This is a genomic window from Lederbergia graminis (assembly GCF_042655485.1).
Lineage (GTDB): Bacteria > Bacillota > Bacilli > Bacillales > Bacillaceae_C > Lederbergia > Lederbergia graminis.
The window spans coordinates 110,504-127,586 of record NZ_JBHSMC010000013.1; the positions used below are offsets into that span (position 1 = coordinate 110,504).

Here is a 17,083-nt window from a genome sequence, read left to right on the forward strand (position 1 = left end):
AGATTTTCTATTCTGACAGGTTATTTCCCCCCTGCCCCTTTTCATCATGTAAGTAAAAATCCACTACATTATCTACACGACGGATACTTCCTTTTAATTGTAGAATTCTAGTTAGAATCATATCACTGTCTCTTACATGCACATATAGAATTAATTTACTCTCCACTTTTTTCATAAAAAGTACCTCATCCCAACTCATCACTATACCATCGTCTAGTTTCTCTAATTCTATTAATTTCATTTCTTGCAGCTTCTTTTGTTTCATCTTCGTAATACTCCCATTAGATAAATGGTAAGCAGTATCTACAATTCCTTCCAATATATTAGATTCATGATATGTTAATAAAACGGTTGTACCTTCCTCGTTCATTTCTTTTAATAACTTTAGTAATTCTTGCTGTGCATGAGCATCTAGTCCAGAAATTGGCTCATCTAAAATTAATAAATCTGGTTTATCTAAAATTGCTTGGATGATACCTACTTTTTGGATATTTCCTTTTGACAAGTTCATTATCCATTTGTTACTTACTTCCTCTAATTGAAAACGTTGAATGTAATCAGGAATATTTTTTTGGAGATTCACTGTAGAGATACCGTTTATTTTTCCAATGTAGTGTAAATATTCACCTGGAGTAAAACGGATATTCTTCGGAAACCTTTCAGGCACATAACCAATGTTAATTTCTTTGCTAGGATGATAAATTTCTCCTGAACTTGGTCTTTCGATACCTGCAATTATCCGTAATAATGTACTCTTCCCGGTTCCATTTCCGCCTAGAATTGCAATATTTTTATTTTTTTCAATCGAAAGAGAAACGTCACGTAATACATAATTACTTGCATATACTTTTTTAATATTTTTAAGTTCTACAAGTTTGTTCATAAAACTCCCCATTATCCTTTTTTAAAAAGCATCTGCTTTTGATGATTGCAGATGCTTTTATTTGAGTATTTTTCCTCTTATGTATAGCTTGTCATTACTATTTTACCGTTTTCCTGCGATCCACTTATTTCCACAATTCATACATCCATTTACAATATCATTTCGTCCATAAAAACCACGAATTATTGAGACTGGGATTCCTATATAAAACAGAATTAATCCAATTATATTTAAATTTGCTGATACAGCTACATTATCAAGTGAGGGAAATAGAATAGCTAAAAAGATACAAATTGCAAACGTGATTAGTATTGTAATAAACATATTACTGAAACTGTACCCTCTTTTGTTCGCTACAATTTGAGATGATTTACACTTCTTACAAAATACCTTTCTCTCTCTTCTTTTTAAGGTATTTTGATGCTCAGTTTGTTTTATGACAGTATTCATGATGACCTCCAAATGTTCCTAATATATCTCTATAAATACTTTAGCAAATCTTTTGAACCTTTTCTATTAGGATGCCAATCCACAAAAAAATATCAGACACATAGATGATGTCTGATATTTTTAGAGATAAATAATTTATTTAGTTTAGCGTAATGTTTTAAGTGCTCCACTCCAAGCAACTACTTCATTAAGCATAGTATTTACATTTTCGTTGTGTAGCTCTTGAGGGTTAAATTCTGATCCATTAACAAAATCAGTGAACAAGCTCAAAGTTGGATGTGTACGAACATCTGCTACTTTTTGCTCTGCAAGAATACCACGTAAATGTTCTGCAGCACGTGCTCCACCAGTTGAACCATAACTTACGATACCAGCTGCTTTGTCATACCAAACTTCACGAGCAAAGTCGATAGCATTCTTTAACGCACCAGAAATACTGTGATTATATTCTTGAACAATGAAAACAAAACCATCTAGACTTGCTAATTTTTCATTCCAAGCAGCAATTCCAGGTTCAGTTCCTTCTGTAGTTCCTAAAAACGGAAGGTCGAATTCAGCAATATCTACGATTTCATAATTTGCATCTCCACGTTGATCCGCGATTGATTTTACCCATTCTCCAACTTGTGGACTTACGCGACCTTGACGAGTGCTTCCTAAAATAATCCCTATGTTTAATTTTTCTGTTGTCATCGTTTCTTCCTCCTTAGATTGTCTTCCAAATAATTTATCTATGAAACCCAATTGGGACACCACCTATTCTTTTTATCAGTAAGTTACTTTACGTAAGTAAGTATAATAAAACCATCAGATTATGTCAAGTAATTAAATTAATATTTGTTATTTGTTTTATATTTTGTGGTACAATTATGAATAAGGGGGAATTATGATGAAACAGCCTGCAATTTGCCCAAAATTTGAAAGGGCTATCACACTACTTAGTCAAAGATGGACCGCATTAGTGATCTATCAATTATTAAAAGGAACACAGAGGTTTAACGAAATCCAATCTTCCATTGGTATCAGTGGAAAAGTATTATCCGAACGATTAAAGGAATTGGAGCAGCAAGGTCTTGTAAAACGAGAAGTAATACCAAATACGCCAGTCATTATTGAATACTCATTAACTGAAAAAGGCCGTTCCATGGAGCCCATTTTAAAAACAATTGAAAACTGGTCACAAACATGGGTTACTGACGAATAAGATGTATCTTAAAACATGAGAAGGAATGCAGAATATAAATGAAACTATTAAAAATAAAAAGACATTAACATCGCATCTTTAAGTAGCGTTTGTTAATGTCTTTTTGCAATATAAAAAAGTTATTTCGCTATAATCATTAACTTAAATATGGAATATTTAGTGCCTTCCTAACTTCTTTGAAATTGAAGAAGTCAAACAAACTCAGGTGTCTTTGCTTCCTTTTTCTTCTGTTTTAATGCCTTTTTCAGCATTGGTACAACCTCTGTTGCTAGTAATTCTATATTTTTTTCTACCATATGATATGGAAGACCACCAATATCAATTTGTGCTAAGAATCGTGTATGTCCAAATAATTCATGTTGTTTTAAAATCTTCTCCACAATTTGTTCTGGACTACCTACAAATAATGCTGTTTCAGGACTAGCTAAGCGCTCAAACTCTGCTCTTGACATTCTTGTCCCCATTCCACGTTGACTATTAACATAATTCCAATAATTAGAGTAATAAGGATAGTATTCATCTTTCGCCGCTTCGGTTGTTCTTGCAATATACGTATGGCCCGTTACCCCAACCTTTAACATTTCTGGATTATGCCCAGCATCCAATCCAGCCTGACGATAAATATCAACGAGTGGTTTAAATCTCTTTGGATCACCACCCAATATTGCTAAAGCCATCCCAACCCCTAATTTACCTGCACGTTCTGCACTCGAAGGAGTCCCTCCAACGCCAATCCAAATTGGGAGTTGTTTTTGTACTGGTCTTGGAGCGATTTCTGCATTTCTTAACGGAGAACGAAACTTTCCATTCCAAGTAACAACTTCATTTTCATTCAGTTTTAATAATAATTCCATATGTTCATTAAAAAGTTCATTATAATCATCAGTACTGTATCCGAAAAGTGGGAAGGATTCAATAAAAGCACCGCGACCTGCGAATATTTCTGCACGGCCACCTGAAATTAAATCTAATGTAGCAAAATCTTCAAATAATCTAACCGGGTCAAGTGTACTTACTACACTTGTAGTACTTGTTAATCTTATTTGTTCTGTTGCTTGTGCAATTGCTGACAATACTACTGCAGGAGAAGAAACGGCATAATCTAAACGATGATGCTCCCCTACCCCAAATAGATTAAGACCTGCTTCGTCCGCTAACTTCGCGGCCTTCAGTATCTCATCCATTCTCTGTTTAGCACTTATTGTTTTCCCAGTAAGGGGGTCTGGTCCTATATCGGCAAGTGTATAAATTCCAACTTCGAATTCTTGTTGTTTAGACATCCCTATTTCTCCTCATCTATATTATTTTCTTTGTTATTAGTTGATAGATTAATTAAATAGTTTATGATCTAATGATAAAACTGATTTGTCAGCCAAAATAAAGTATACAGATATTGCTAGTAATGCTACATCGAGTTCATATCCATTCAGAAAACCTAGTGAAAGCTTTGCTGTAAAAATAGCACCTAACATAATGGCTGTAAATAATAAGCCTAAAATTCTTGTTCCTAGACCAAGAATAAGACCAATACCACCAACTAATTCAATTGTAGCAACTCCATAAGCAAAAAAGCCAGGAAGACCTAGACTAGCAAAATAATCAGCTATATTGGAAATCCCACTTTGGAATTTATCTAATCCATGAAGGAAGAATGTAAAACCTATTACTACCCTTAAAATAACTTTTGCAATTTCATTTTTATTCATCTTTAACTCTCCTTTTATCAGTTAGTTACTTTATGTAACTTAGTTTATAATCGTTATTTTATTTTGTCAAGTAACCTTTATGAATTCAATTCAACAACTAGTCACATATTCAAATATTAAGCTACAATTTACTTATGAAATACTTGGTGTTATGAATGAAGTAAATCTTTTAAAAAACATTTTCTTTAATGATTAATCATTAAAAAAGGTCTGTTCATTATACGCATGAACAAACCATTAATTTAATACCTCTTTATTCATTTACCAACAACCTTTATTTTCGCTTCTTTATCTACTCTTTTTATTATTTCATCCACTGTTTCATCTGGTGTTAATGTAGACGAATCAATCCATAGACCTATTTTAGGGGTATTACTCATAAATTCTCGATACAGGTTTTCAACAGTAAAGCCAACATATCCTTTCTTATTCCTATTTTTTTCGCGTTGTTCAATCGTTCTTATATTAGGGTTCAACACAATTACATAAACAGAATAGTCCTTTAAGAGCTCGATAAAATATAATAGTTTTTCCCCTAGATAATTATCTTGCACAACAACGGTAAACCCATTATCGTAATATTGCTTTGCTACATTTGCAGTAATTTGGTACCTCAAATCAAGTTGATTCAATGCTTCTATACTCGGTTTATCAGACATTTCCTCTCTACCACTTACGATCATCTTGCGAAAAATATCTCCTCGAAGATGAACAGATTTTTCTAATCTTTTTGCTAATAATTCCGCAACAGTAGATTTCCCAGCTGCCATTACACCTGTTATTATATAAATTGCTTTTCGCATAGAACTCCTCCTTTAATTTGCGTTGTCACAAAATCTCTTACATCGCACTTATTTATGATAAAGCATTTTTCAAACTTAAAGTATATTGAAATCGGTTTCATAGAGTGTTACTATTCGTTATAAGAATATAAATATATAAAAATAGAAAATCATTCCAATCTATAAGGGGTGGAAAAAAATATGCAATTATTAAGGAGGAAGGTTCCATTGGTATTATTATTAAGTTTATCATTCATTGGGGCAATGGGAGGCTGTGATAATCAAAGTAAAAAGGTAGAACCAAACAATACTACTACTTCAGAAAATGAGCATAAAGATGATCAACATATAGACACCACCCCTAAAGAGATTAGTATCAACATAGATAGAAAACACCAGGAAATAGACGGTTTTGGTGCTTCAGGTGCTTGGGCGATGGATCCTATAGGGAGTGAATGGTCAGATGAAAATAAGGAAAAGATAGCAGATTTATTATTTTCACAGGATAAAGGCATTGGATTATCTATGTGGCGCTTTAATATTGGGGCAGGAAGTGAAGAAACCGACCAGGAAATAATTAAAGATCGATTTAGAAGAGCGGAAAGTTTTAAATCTGGAAAAGATGAAGCTTATGATTGGAACAAACAAGCAGGTCAGCAGTGGTTCCTCCAAGCAGCTAAAGATCGCGGAGTGGAGGAATTTATCGCTTTTGTAAATAGCCCTCCCGTATGGATGACAAAAAATGGCCACGGGCAACCAGATCCATCCATTGATGGCACTAATTTAAAAGAAGAACACTTTGATGATTTTGCAATATTTTTGGCGGACGTATTGGAGCACTTTGAACAAGAGCAACTGCCTTTTAACTACATTAGTCCAATCAATGAACCTACTTGGGATTGGAATAACGCTGGGCAAGAAGGCAATCGTTATAATATTGAAGATATGAAAAATGTTGTAAAAGCTTTAAATAGTGAACTACAAAAACGGGGATTAGATACAGAAATAGATGTAAGCGAAGCTGTTGAATATGCCTCTTTACTAGATGATGACCTATACTCCGAGCTTTTTGGAGGTCATTATAGTAGTGGAAATGCGAGTGGAGCATATCCAGGTAAGTATAGAGAATATATCAAGGAGTTTTTAGGTGATGAAACGATAAAAGAGATGATTGGCAATAAAATTAGTGCGCATGCCTATTGGTCTGATCATTATTCTGGAGACGAACGCCTCGTCCCATTAAGACAAAAAGTACGGGAAAATCTTGATCGATATGATGAAGACGTCAAAATATGGATGTCAGAATACTGTATCTTAGGTGATCATGGTCATGGTCGTGATTTATCGATACAATCTGCACTTGATGTAGCTCGTCTAATGCACTTTGACTTAGTAGAAACTCAAGTCTCTTCCTGGCAATGGTGGCTAGCAATGTCTCCATATAATTATAAAGATGGGTTGCTCTATACGACCTACCAAAAAGAAGGGGATCAGGAACTCATCTTTGAATCTAAATTATTATGGGCATTTGGAAATTATAGTCGATTTGTTCGTCCAGGTGCATATAGAGTGGACTTACAAGGAGCAAACGATAAGGACTCATTAATGGGATCTGCATATTATAGTGAGGAAAATAACCAGTTATCGATAGTGTTTGTGAATTATAGTGATGAAACACAGCCAGTGAACATTCATGTAGATGGTATAGCAAAGGAAGTCGAACATATTAATTTTCAAGCTTATATCACTTCGGAAACGCATAATTTAGAAAAAATTAGCGATTTTTCTACACAAGAAACATTCCAAGTACCACCTAGATCTGTCGTTACATTAGTTGCAAAAAGTTAATATCATATAAAAAAGGCGTGCATGAAACACTAGCACGCCTTTCTTGTAATTATTAATTTGTTGAAGTGATGTTTTTTCTTCTTAGTACGAAATATAAAACTCCACCTGCTAAAACTAATACGAAACCAATAATTAAAATATTAAAGTTGTTAGTTGCTGTATTCGGAAGAACTTCTCCAGAATCAGTTGGAATTAGATTAGTTTCTGGTTCACCTTCAAACACTCCAAATGTACTGAAGTGAGTGGTATCAGCTATTATTTCTCCATTCTGATATTCTCCACCAACTAATTGCCACTTATCTTCCTCATCATTCCAATAATAAACTTTTACATTTTCAGGTATTTCCACTTGTTTTGGATCAATTTTAAATGAAAGTTGAACTTTTTCATTAAACTGATGATGCAATTTACCATCTGCTTCAATTGTAAAATCGTAAACAACTAAGGAGCCCTTTGCTTCCATTTTCTTTACCTTAATTTCAAGATTTTCTGCTATAGGTAAGATAGAAGCAGGAATTTGCACATCTACATTCCCATTTCTAACATCAATCGTTGCATGAGCATCTTTTAATGCTTGTATTTGTTCTTTTGCAAGTTTAAGTTTGGCATACGTATTATTCACTTCTACAATTACTGTTACTTTTTCTTCTAGGTTATCAAATGCATCATCATTAATTACATAATTATTACCTGTTTTCGTAACAGAAACTTTTATTTCTTTTCCTTCACCGGATTCTTCGTCTATGTTTTCATCTGGTTTTTCATCTGTATCTTCACTTGGGTCCTCGCCTGGATTTTCACTTGGATCTTTGTCTTGATTTTCACTTGGATCTTTGTCTTGATCTTCAGTTGAATCTTCACCTGGAGCTTCTTGATTGCTACTTACATCGACAATTCTACCTTCGACACTAGTTGGGATAGTTTCTAAGCTTACTAGATGATCTCTAAAGTTTTCCCAATCTGATAAGCCTAAGTCTGTTACGCGCCCTTCATTATAAGCTTTTTCAAAGACTGTATATCCATCTCCACCTTTTGCTGTGAATGCATTCGTTGCTACGGTGTAAGTTGTTGCATCTTCTACTAGAATATATTTCCCCTCATCATCTTTATATGATATAGAGACAACACGTTCTCCAACCGGCTTCGTAGAATCGAATTCCACTTTACCCCCTGCTACATGTAAGAACCCGCCATTTTCTAATGGATATTTACTGAAACTAATCTCGAATGCTTCTTTTAACTCTGTACCGGTGACATCCATCGTTGCTAATGTGTTTCCGAATGGTAATACAGTAATAACCTCTCCTACCGTGATAGGACCAGCATTTATTGTTTCGCGAATTCCTCCACCATTTTGCAATGCCATTATCACATTTTTACCGGTGAATTCTTTTGCTTTTGTAAGCATTCCATCTGTAATAAGATTACCTAAAATTGTTTCGTTTTTACGTACACTTGGTGCGCTATTGTCACCATTTGTACGGGGATTTTCCAATTCAATTTTTGTTGTTACTCCAATTTCTTCTTGTGCCACCGCATCTACCTTTGATTTGAATGGTGCTAAAATTTCTGCTGCTTTTGGATCATCTTCTTGTTCACCAATTGCAATTAATTCTCCAGCTTGTCCAATTACTACACCATTTTCATCAAATGTAACATCTAGAACACCAAGATTACTATTAGCATTACCTGACTGTACAATAATGGTTGGAGTTTCATCCTTCGCAATTACGACAGGCTCTGATAATGCTGTATGACTATGTCCACCAACAATTACATCAATACCTTCTACTTTTTCGGCAAGTATTAAGTCATTATCAATAGCACCATTATCATCATAGCCAATATGTGTTACTGCAATAATTTTATTTACTCCTTCTGCTTCAAAAGCAGCTACTACTTTTTCCGCAGCTTGTAAATAAGCTTCAAATGTAATTGCACCTGGACTAGATAGCTCTTTTGTTTCTTCGGTCGTTAAGCCAAAGATACCAACTTTTTCTCCATTAATTTCTTTGATTATTCCGTTGTAAATCTGACCATTTTCTGCTTCCTCTGTTATCACACTATTGAATATTCCAGTAAATTTTTCATCTTGTGAGAAATCTACGTTGGCACTAACAAATGGAAAATTAGCTCCTTTAATAAAATCAACTAGAGCTTGATGCCCCTCCGCTGAAGAGCCTAAATCAAATTCATGATTACCAAATGTCATTGCATCATATCCCATTAGATTCATAAATGCCAAATCTGCTTTTCCTTGAAATTCATTAAAATATAACGTACCAGTGAAAACATCTCCTGCATTTAAAAGAAGGGAGTTTGCTTTTTCAGCTCTTACCTCTTTTACAGCTGTGACAGTTTTCGGCATTTTATCCAAAGCTGCATGTGTATCATTTGTATGCATGATCGTTAGTACATAATCATTCTGTTCTTCCGCACTTGCAGCAGGTAAAAAACTTACTAAAAAACTTGATACGACTAAACTAAAAGCAAGTAAAAATGACAACCCCATTCTTTCTAATCGCAAATTCATGTTTCTCCTCCTCATTTTTAAATTAATTGCATATGTAGCGAAAAAGCTCGTCTTACTATTAATCAATTAACATTCGTTCTAGGATAATTGTAGCGATTTACTATTAATCTATTATTAACTTTGTGTAAATTGTGTGTTTTAGTAGGTAAACAATTTTAAAGAGGTAATTTAGTGGAGATTTTTTCTTTATTTACATAAAAAAAAGACGAATTAATTATTTAATTCATCTCCTTTTTAAACACTCTTCTTATCTTAGATATTTTGCATTACAAATTCATAAGTCATCTCTGCTACTCTCTTATTTCCTGCAGCTGAGAAACCATGTCCTTCTCCTGCAAATACTTCTAATTTTGCATTCGCATAACAGTTTAATGCTTTCTCTCCATATTCAAGTGCAACAATGTCATCTTGGTCGCCATGAAAAATTAAGACCTCTTTATCAAATTTCCCAATGTGTTCAAATACATGATAGCCATGGATTGATTCAAAGAATACTCTACCTAAAGAGACTCCCCAAAACTCAACCGTATCAGGGATACTTTCTTTTGCAGGAAATCTATTAGTCCAATTATCAGGTATTCCTAATGCAGGAAATAATAATAATATCCCTTTTATATCCTCTTTATAATCCTCCGCAGTTAATGCTGTTACTAATCCACCCTGACTTCCACCAAAGAGAAAAATATTGTCTTCATCAACATTCTGCCATTCTTTCAGATTATCAATCACAGCACTCAAATCTTCCTTTTCGGTGAAGATAGACATTTCGGTCGTTTTTAAGTCACTATTGGAATGTATCGATCCACCACAAAAATCAAAACAAAAAGCTCCAATTCCCTTTTCCGCTAAATATTCACTATTCATTGCAAAGTCTGCATGTGTTCCGTTATATCCGTGGCTAAAGATAACAATTGGGAATTTCCCTCTATTTTCTGGCATATAGGAAACACCGTAAATCTCTCTATCATGATGTTTTATCTTGACGACATTTTTAGTATAGTTATTCATTTTAAAATCCTCCTCAAAATGAAATAAAAAGATACTAGCTCCATCACAAATAATTATAATTACATTTTACAGTGACTAAGGATTTAATTCTATTATTAATCAAAATGTTTAGATTTTTTACATAACAAAAAATAGACCAACAGAATTCTGTCAGTCTATTTCACGCTTTATCCTCTATATTTAATTGCAAGTCCTTTTAAGAAATTCCTTGCAAAATTATCGAGGCATTCTTTGTAATTTTTATGACCAGCTTTTCTTAAAAACGCTCCAATTTCTCCTTTAGATACTCTTAATCCAGCCTTTTTAAAGATATCAATCATATCTTCTGTCGTTAATGACAATGCTATTTTTACTTTCTTTAAAAGAAGATTATTTACACTTTCATTTATTTTTTCAGTTGGTTCCGTTTTTGTTTGTTGCCCAGGCTTAGGTTCTTGTCTTCCCCTTTTAAAAACAATGAGACCATTTAGAAATGAATCTAACATACTATTCGTACAGTTAATTCGTTCTTCTGTTTCTGCATCATCTGATTCTTTCATAAGGATTTTCACCACATCTGGAACAGATACTTCCACTCCACCTAACTGAAATATTTCCGCCATTTCTTTATTTTTTATGTTTAATGCATATCTTAATCGTATTAATATATCGTTATTATCCATTTGTTTTATCTCCTATTTTATATGTATATGATTTATTTCATTGCAACCCTAATATTATCTGGAATCATCACGACTTCAGTAGTTAAATCTATACCTGGATAAGAGGAATCGATACATTCATTCCAATACTCCAAATGTTTCTTGTCAATCCAATGTTCAGAATCCTCTACATCCTGCCCTCCTTCTCCTTGAACAGAGTACCAATAGAGATATTCATTTCCTTCGAATTCTTCTCTAAAGATAGTCTCAATATACATTTTTTCGCCAGCTAATGTCACAAGCACATCTTTCATATTATCATGTAAAAACTTCAACCATTCATCAACTTTTTCAGATTTCCCCTGTTTTACTTTAAATCTTGTTAGTTCAACGTTCATCTCTTTCTATCCTTTCACCCAATATTCGCTGCCGTCTTTATTTCTCTCCATAAAGCCATACTCAATTAGGTATCTTCTTATTGTGACAAAATCATCATAAATTTGCTTTAAAATTTCATTCACTTCTTTTTCTGTGTAAATTTTAGTTACTTTAAAATGCTGTATTATATTTTGCAAAACAATCAATTTTCGCTTTTCCTTACTTGGGAAAGTATCTAGTTTTCCATCCTTCCCATCTTTAAAATAGGTTGATAACACTTTTTGTTTTTCGGTTTCTGTTATTGCATAACGATCATCCACCATTGTAGCCCCCTTGTGAAAGCTAATAAACTTATCTTCATTTTTTTCTTCTGTATTCAGCAACTGCATTATCGTTAAAAAAATCTTAGCTTGCTTCTCTTTTTCTTTTAGTTTGAAGCGGTGATTCCTAATTGTTGAAGTACTACCTCCATTTAGCTCTTTTACAATTTCTTTGTCACTCAATCCATTTTTAAAATGTTGCAATAATTCCTTCTGATGATCAGATAATCCTGTGTACTTTTTATCTAACTTAAGCAAATAATCAAATACGGATCCATGATTTTCTTGTATATGTAGTGTTACTGCTCTCTTCGCTTCGTATAATGCTTCGTTCATTGGATATATAATGCCATCCACAAAGCTCTCACCACAAAGGAGACAAGTATACTCCTCTTTAGAAAATATATACCCATTTGAAAGTTCTTCAATTGATGCATTCCAGAAAGTTTCTTCTACGTTCATTTGTAGACACACCTCTAGTTCGTTTATCTATATACAAACATATTATATTATTGTTTATATAAAATCAACTTTACAATTATTTTATCAAAGTCTCTTAACTCCTCAACTGTTAAATTGGTTCTCGAAGAATAAAAGTGTGATTATATGCCATCATAATCACTATAGATTAAACAGGATAAAGGAGAGAAGTGATGAAAAACTTAGCACGCATTACTACAGTATTTATGCTTTGTCTAAGCATTTGCATGAGTGGGTTTAACACAGCAAACGCACAAGTGGAATATGTTCCGAACGCGGGTGTGTATATTAACGGAAAAATAGTTAATGGAATTAATCCCATTATTGAGGATGGTATATACTACTTACCATTTGTGGACCTTGCGAAAATTTTGAAATATAACAGTATCAAGTTTGAAGCAAATACGAAGACATATGAAATAACAGATGGATCTACCGTTATTCGAGTAACGATGGGTGGATCACGAGCTAAAAAAGGAAATGAATATATAAATATAAAGCCGCCAAGATGGATAAATGATACAGCATATATTTCATTACACGCAGGTGGAGCTTTGTTTAATTCTTATATTACATTTAACAAAACGAATGGCTCTATCCAAATTCAAAATCCGGCAACTAAATATGTCGTTCACAAAGGAGATACACTTTACAATATCTCTCGCATTCATCATATAACTGTGAATGAATTAAAACGTATTAACAATCTTACCTCAAACTTAATTTACGATGGGCAGGTCTTAAAATTACCTCCTGCTGATTCCTCCAAAGGGGAAATGGAGCCTATCAAAGAACGCGAGCCTGTAAAAAAAGACAATAATGCACCTCCAGCAGATTTAGCAACACAAATCCTGTTAGATGCGAAGAAATACATCGGTGCAAAATATAAATTTGGTGCAACACTTGCAGAAGCTCCTTATTTATTTGATTGCTCTTCTTACACACAATTTGTCTTTGGAAACAATGGGGTCCATCTTCCAAGAGTATCAAGAGATCAAGCTAGTAAAGGTGTATCTGTCTCTACATCTAGCTTAGAGGCCGGAGATTTAATGTTCTTTACGATGACTGACACTTATACTGATGGAAGAGTGGCGCATGTCGGTATTTATATGGGTGATGGTAACATGATTCACGCTTCAACATCTAAAGGTGTTACAATCACAACGAATGTATTACAAAATCCTTATTGGTCCAAAAATTACTTATTCTCAAAACGTGTTCTTCAATAACAACTTAAATAAGACAAGAACTCCATTGGGTTAACGGTACACCAATGGAGTTCTTTTTGTATTTTGATTAATCTTCTTTAGGCGATTTAGAACACGGATATTATGTGGTGTTAAGGAACTTGCTCCAAAGAGAGGTTGAATTCGTCTTATAGGACAGGGTCTCAAGATAGGTTCAGTACATATACATAGGCGAGATTGTCATGAGGACTGGGTCTCATGACGGGTTCAGCACGTATTCATTGACGAATTGGTCGTGAGGACACGTCTCATGACGGGTTCAGCACGGATTCATTAGCGAATTGGTCGTGAGGACTGGGCTCATGACGGGTTCAACACGTATTCATTGACGATGGTAGTGAGGATAGGGCTCATGACGGGTTCAGTACGGATTCATTAGCGAATTCGTCGTGAGGACTGGGCTCATGACGGGTTCAGCTCGAATACAATAGCGAAATGGTCGTGAGGACAGGGCTCATGACGGGTTCAGCACGTATTCATTGACGATATGGTCGTGAGGACAGGGCTCATGTCGATTTCATCACGAATATATTATCGAATTCGTCGTGAGGACACGTCTAAATGACGGGTTCAACACGAATACATTAACGATATGGTCGTGAGGACTGGGCTCATGACGGGTTCAACACGTATTCATTGACGATATGGCCGTGAGGACACGTCTCATCATGAATTCTAAAAAACAGTTATCTAAATCAACTTGTCTCATTCGAAAAACACACTTGGATATTCCACAACACCCGAGGCATTTTTGAGAGCACCTTCTTTTAGTTCCACTGCCATGAACGCCTCGTCTGGCACTTCAAAAGGTGCTTTAATTCCCCATTTAGATGCCTTTTCGAAACCAAATTTCGGGTAATAATCCGGATGACCTAATACTACTACTGATTTAAATCCAATCGCTGTTGCTTTCTTCAACGCTTCCGAAATTAACCTTTTTCCAATTCCTTTATGTTGATATTCAGGCAAGACAGCTATTGGTGCAAGAGCTAGTGACTCTACTGCATAATTATCATGTATTATCTTAATCTTAGATAAAAGTATATGTCCTACTATATGATTCCTATCTTTATCTACTGCCACTAAAGATAACTCTGATATATATTCGTCAGAGTCTCTTAAACGAGCTACTAACTTATGCTCATTTTTATCACTATGTTCTGCATTAGCAAACGCAGCCTTTATTACTTGCTCCACATCTTCATAATCCGCAGCAGTTTCTTGTTTTATAATAATATTCATCATACCTTACTCCTCTATCACTCAATCATTTAGTTTTATTGCTTCATTAATAAGAGAAGTAAACACCTCTGGATTGATCTCTTCCATTTTTTTAATCTTAACATGACGCATTGTTTTTCCGGTACCTTCTAATAGGTTGTGTGTATCTTTTTCTACAAGTTCATTTCCCTTATGAAAACCAAGATTGACATGTTTCTTACTTGCTTGAAGATAACAAACTAACCCTTTATACGAATAATTGGGCATTGACCATTTAAACTCTTCTTCCAATTTTAGTGATGCGTTAAGGATAATCTCTCTTAAGGAATTTGTAATTTCTTGAATATCCTCAGGTAAATTCACAATATACTCATCCACTTCTGTTATTTTTCTATTATCCATAAAAAATTCTCCTTTTTATTTCATATGTAATAATTATACTCTAGTATTATTTTATATATAGGGCGAGTTAACTTCACAAATCGCGGGTAAACTTCTCGGAATCACGAGTAAAACACCCACAATCGCGAGAATAACATCCGCAATCGCGAGAAAAATCTCATAATCGCGAGAATAACATCCACAATCGCGAGAAAAATCTCCGATTCGCGAGTAAACATCCACAATCGCGAAATAACTTCCCGAATCGCGAGTACACCTCTTCAATCTGTTTGCTTTGAAAACCCAAAAATATTAGATACTATATAACTAGAACGATAGAGCATAGGAGGAGTTAATATGGAATTAGTTGTTTACTTAGCAGGGCAAATCCATGATGATTGGCGAGATGAGGTTGCGCAAAAAGCGAAGGCAAAAAATCTTCCTCTCAAATTCGTTGCACCACAAACAGACCATGACCGGTCAGACAATATTGGTGAAGATATTTTAGGCAAACAGCCATCTAACCTTTATAAAGATGCAGCTGCTTCAGATATTAACAATTTTAGAACACAAGTTTTAATGCAGAAGGCAGATGTGGTTATTGCCTTATTTGGTGAAAAATACAGACAATGGAATACAGCAATGGATGCAAGTATGGCAATTGCGATGAATAAACCAACGATTATCATCCGTCCGGAATCTTTAATTCACCCTTTAAAAGAGCTTTCCAATAAAGCAAATGTGACTGTGGAAACAGTTGATCAAGCGATTGATGTTATCAGTTATATTTTTGAATAAAATAAAAAACAGTGAGCTTACATATTGCTCACTGTTTTTTGTATTAATAACCATCAAATACATCCTTTTTTATATTTCGTTTATGAATATTTTTGTTTCCGATATAACTATAAATAGATGTAACCATCGATTTCGGTCCGGCAATATAGTAGTTACCGTCTTCCTTATTATCATTAATAAACGTGTCTATATCTTTTTGTAAATCATCTCTTGATTCAAGGTATTTAATAGTTATTAAACTTTTATTCGCTATTTCGTCCAGTTCATTCTTAAATAAATAAGGCTTTTGACTATCCATATATAGTAGATTTATTTTTCGACCTGATCTACCTCCATCTGCTTCTAACTGTTTCAGCATTGCTCGAAATGGTGTAATCCCCATACCACCTGCAACAAGGAGTGCAGGACTATTTCCTTCTAGATAAAACGGCCCTACAGAACCACTTACTCGTATCTTCATTCCCTTTTCTAAATCAAGCAAAGCTTTCTTAAATTCACTTGGATTATCACCAATTTTCGTTGTTATTCTTATCACACCTTCTGAAGGTGCTGAAGCGACACTAAATGGCCGAGTAGGATTTTTTATTTTTTTATGTGTAATATCAAATAAACAATATTGTCCTGCTTTCCAGGTAAAATCATTCTCTTTTTCAAATAGAAAACTATATACATTTTCAGTTTCTTTATAGCTTTCCATAAATGTAATTTCTCTTTTTTTAAATACAGCTAATGCATCTTGAAAAAAACCCATGTCGTTAACTCCTTTAACTCTGAAATTCAGCGTATCTTTCCTTGTGGTGTTGCAATATCTTACTCTTCACCAATAACTTTCTTAAGCTCTTCCACCTTATATGTCCAACCACTTTTCGCACCTTTATATGCATAATCTTCCTGGTTGAATCCAGCATGATTAAGATGTACGTATGTTGTTTCTCCTTCTTGTTTTAACGTCCATGTAACTACCGTATCTATCGGACCACCAACCCACGTGTAGGATAATTTATTAGGCTTGTCCACGATTAGGACTTCACTATCTACAACTAAGTCAATTTCCTTATTTCGAAACTGACATTTGTATCCAACTTCGGGCTTAAAGTTATTTTCCATTACCCAAAGTGCTAGTGTTTCAGAATTTGTTAAAGCATCCCATACTTTATGTATTGGACTCTTAAATTGAAAATCTAATGAAATATCTGCCATTTA

The 17,083-nt window shown here is 34.3% G+C and carries 19 protein-coding genes; 4 read left to right on the forward strand and 15 right to left on the reverse strand.

Annotated features, from left to right (window positions below; translation table 11 throughout):
• Positions 1-7: 7 nt before the first annotated feature.
• From ACFPM4_RS09735 to ACFPM4_RS09745, 3 genes are all read right to left on the reverse strand, one after another.
• Complete coding sequence (locus ACFPM4_RS09735; RefSeq protein ID WP_382350786.1) at positions 8-883, reverse strand: ABC transporter ATP-binding protein; 876 nt, start codon at positions 881-883, stop codon at positions 8-10.
• Positions 884-985: 102 nt separating this feature from the next.
• Positions 986-1,333 (reverse strand): hypothetical protein, encoded by a 348-nt coding sequence (locus ACFPM4_RS09740; protein ID WP_382350789.1) that lies wholly within the window; start codon positions 1,331-1,333, stop codon positions 986-988.
• Between the two features lie 144 nt (positions 1,334-1,477).
• On the reverse strand, positions 1,478-2,077 hold the full coding sequence (locus ACFPM4_RS09745) for an NADPH-dependent FMN reductase (protein WP_382350792.1): 600 nt from the start codon (positions 2,075-2,077) through the stop codon (positions 1,478-1,480).
• Positions 2,078-2,222: 145 nt separating this feature from the next.
• Between ACFPM4_RS09745 and ACFPM4_RS09750 the strand changes: the two genes are divergently transcribed.
• On the forward strand, positions 2,223-2,537 hold the full coding sequence (locus tag ACFPM4_RS09750; protein ID WP_144921894.1) for a winged helix-turn-helix transcriptional regulator: 315 nt from the start codon (positions 2,223-2,225) through the stop codon (positions 2,535-2,537).
• A 191-nt stretch (positions 2,538-2,728) separates the two neighbouring features.
• Here ACFPM4_RS09750 and ACFPM4_RS09755 read toward each other — a convergent pair whose 3' ends face one another.
• The 3 genes from ACFPM4_RS09755 to ACFPM4_RS09765 form a co-directional block, all read right to left on the reverse strand.
• Entirely contained in the window at positions 2,729-3,817 is a 1,089-nt protein-coding gene (locus tag ACFPM4_RS09755) for an LLM class flavin-dependent oxidoreductase (protein ID WP_382350797.1), read from the reverse strand.
• Positions 3,818-3,865: 48 nt separating this feature from the next.
• Positions 3,866-4,243: a DoxX family protein gene (locus ACFPM4_RS09760; RefSeq protein ID WP_144921890.1), complete on the reverse strand. Its 378-nt coding sequence runs from the start codon at positions 4,241-4,243 to the stop codon at positions 3,866-3,868.
• A 257-nt stretch (positions 4,244-4,500) separates the two neighbouring features.
• Positions 4,501-5,046, reverse strand: coding sequence for an AAA family ATPase (locus ACFPM4_RS09765; RefSeq protein ID WP_144921888.1), 546 nt, complete (start codon positions 5,044-5,046; stop codon positions 4,501-4,503).
• 207 nt (positions 5,047-5,253) lie between these two features.
• On the opposite strand from ACFPM4_RS09765, the gene ACFPM4_RS09770 reads away from it, so the two are divergent.
• The gene (locus ACFPM4_RS09770; protein WP_382350802.1) at positions 5,254-6,873 is read left to right on the forward strand and encodes a glycoside hydrolase; all 1,620 of its coding nucleotides are present in this window, start codon (positions 5,254-5,256) and stop codon (positions 6,871-6,873) included.
• Positions 6,874-6,925: 52 nt separating this feature from the next.
• Here the strand turns inward: ACFPM4_RS09770 and ACFPM4_RS09775 are convergent, their stop codons facing one another.
• The 5 genes from ACFPM4_RS09775 to ACFPM4_RS09795 all read right to left on the reverse strand — a co-directional run bounded on the left by ACFPM4_RS09775 (position 6,926) and on the right by ACFPM4_RS09795 (position 12,215).
• The gene (locus ACFPM4_RS09775; RefSeq protein WP_382350805.1) at positions 6,926-9,406 is read right to left on the reverse strand and encodes a 5'-nucleotidase C-terminal domain-containing protein; all 2,481 of its coding nucleotides are present in this window, start codon (positions 9,404-9,406) and stop codon (positions 6,926-6,928) included.
• Positions 9,407-9,658: 252 nt separating this feature from the next.
• On the reverse strand, positions 9,659-10,474 hold the full coding sequence (locus ACFPM4_RS09780) for an alpha/beta hydrolase family protein (RefSeq protein WP_382350993.1): 816 nt from the start codon (positions 10,472-10,474) through the stop codon (positions 9,659-9,661).
• A gap of 107 nt (positions 10,475-10,581) precedes the next feature.
• The gene (locus ACFPM4_RS09785; protein WP_144921884.1) at positions 10,582-11,076 is read right to left on the reverse strand and encodes a YehS family protein; all 495 of its coding nucleotides are present in this window, start codon (positions 11,074-11,076) and stop codon (positions 10,582-10,584) included.
• A gap of 32 nt (positions 11,077-11,108) precedes the next feature.
• Positions 11,109-11,453, reverse strand: coding sequence for a DUF6176 family protein (locus tag ACFPM4_RS09790; protein ID WP_144921881.1), 345 nt, complete (start codon positions 11,451-11,453; stop codon positions 11,109-11,111).
• A gap of 6 nt (positions 11,454-11,459) precedes the next feature.
• Entirely contained in the window at positions 11,460-12,215 is a 756-nt protein-coding gene (locus tag ACFPM4_RS09795; protein ID WP_144921879.1) for a DUF2087 domain-containing protein, read from the reverse strand.
• Between the two features lie 191 nt (positions 12,216-12,406).
• Here ACFPM4_RS09795 and ACFPM4_RS09800 point away from each other — a divergent pair, with 191 nt between their 5' ends.
• Positions 12,407-13,462, forward strand: a complete 1,056-nt coding sequence (locus tag ACFPM4_RS09800; protein WP_144921877.1) for a C40 family peptidase — start codon at positions 12,407-12,409, stop codon at positions 13,460-13,462.
• Positions 13,463-14,185: 723 nt separating this feature from the next.
• Here the strand turns inward: ACFPM4_RS09800 and ACFPM4_RS09805 are convergent.
• Together ACFPM4_RS09805 and ACFPM4_RS09810 are read right to left on the reverse strand one after the other, a co-directional pair.
• Positions 14,186-14,722, reverse strand: a complete 537-nt coding sequence (locus ACFPM4_RS09805) for a GNAT family N-acetyltransferase (RefSeq protein ID WP_382350811.1) — start codon at positions 14,720-14,722, stop codon at positions 14,186-14,188.
• Between the two features lie 21 nt (positions 14,723-14,743).
• On the reverse strand, positions 14,744-15,103 hold the full coding sequence (locus ACFPM4_RS09810; protein WP_382350814.1) for a DUF1801 domain-containing protein: 360 nt from the start codon (positions 15,101-15,103) through the stop codon (positions 14,744-14,746).
• 336 nt (positions 15,104-15,439) lie between these two features.
• Here ACFPM4_RS09810 and ACFPM4_RS09815 point away from each other — a divergent pair, with 336 nt between their 5' ends.
• On the forward strand, positions 15,440-15,880 hold the full coding sequence (locus ACFPM4_RS09815) for a YtoQ family protein (RefSeq protein WP_382350817.1): 441 nt from the start codon (positions 15,440-15,442) through the stop codon (positions 15,878-15,880).
• A 43-nt stretch (positions 15,881-15,923) separates the two neighbouring features.
• Here the strand turns inward: ACFPM4_RS09815 and ACFPM4_RS09820 are convergent, their stop codons facing one another.
• Positions 15,924-16,631 carry an FAD-dependent oxidoreductase gene (locus tag ACFPM4_RS09820; protein WP_382350820.1) on the reverse strand — a complete coding sequence of 236 codons (708 nt, stop codon included), beginning with the start codon at positions 16,629-16,631 and terminating at the stop codon, positions 15,924-15,926.
• Between the two features lie 59 nt (positions 16,632-16,690).
• Positions 16,691-17,080 (reverse strand): SRPBCC family protein, encoded by a 390-nt coding sequence (locus tag ACFPM4_RS09825; RefSeq protein WP_144921867.1) that lies wholly within the window; start codon positions 17,078-17,080, stop codon positions 16,691-16,693.
• Between the last annotated feature and the right edge of the window lie 3 nt (positions 17,081-17,083).